1 pseudogene is annotated in these 396 nt (G+C 68.2%); it reads right to left on the reverse strand.

What is annotated here, in order from left to right:
• Positions 1-396, reverse strand: a pseudogene (locus EN851_RS34365) (carbamoyl phosphate synthase large subunit); the annotation flags it as partial.

Below are 396 nucleotides of genomic sequence, written 5' to 3' on the forward strand. Positions count from 1 at the left end.
CGGTCGAGCGCATTTCCGGTCCGAGCAGGATGTCGACGCCGGGGAAGCGGGCGAAGGGGAAGACGGCTTCCTTGACCGCGATGTGGCCGGGATTGCGCGGGTCCGGCATGGCGCCGTAATGGGCGAAGGCGTTTTCCAGCGTCTCGCCGGCCATGATGCGCGCCGCGATCTTGGCGATCGGACGACCGATGGTCTTGGCAACGAAGGGGACGGTGCGCGAGGCGCGGGGGTTGACCTCCAGCACATAGACCGTGCCGTCCTGGATGGCGTATTGCACGTTCATCAGGCCGCCGACGTTCAGCGCCCGCGCCAAGGCTGCCGTCTGGCGCTCCAGCTCGTCGACGAGGTCCGGGTGCAGCGAATGCACCGGCAGCGAGCAGGCCGAGTCGCCCGAAT

Source organism: Mesorhizobium sp. M8A.F.Ca.ET.208.01.1.1, from assembly GCF_004791315.1.
GTDB lineage: Bacteria > Pseudomonadota > Alphaproteobacteria > Rhizobiales > Rhizobiaceae > Mesorhizobium.